The organism is Leifsonia sp. SIMBA_070, from assembly GCF_046534635.1.
Lineage (GTDB): Bacteria > Actinomycetota > Actinomycetes > Actinomycetales > Microbacteriaceae > Leifsonia.
The window spans coordinates 1-239 of the sequence record NZ_JAWRYK010000885.1; the positions used below are offsets into that span (position 1 = coordinate 1).

At 39.3% G+C, this 239-nt stretch carries 1 protein-coding gene; it reads left to right on the top strand.

The features are described from left to right. Window positions 1–20 precede the first annotated feature (20 nt). On the top strand, window positions 21–239 hold a 219-nt coding region (locus SB754_RS22760; protein ID WP_410784534.1), incomplete at its 3' end, for a lysylphosphatidylglycerol synthase domain-containing protein.

Genomic DNA, 239 nt, shown 5'->3' on the forward strand with positions numbered 1-239 from the left:
GTCCAAAGTTCATCAATAGCATTTTTATAGTGCTTATGGCTTATTTTGCCAATTTGGGGATTCCTAGATCAGGTGAATTTCTGAGGGCGACCGCACTTACCACTTACGAAGGCGTCCCTTTTGAAAAAGGTTTTGGAACCATCGTAACAGAACGGGTCATTGATCTGTTAATGCTATTACTGATTTTAACCACAACACTGTTATTGCAAACCGATATAATTCTTGCTTTTCTAGAGGAG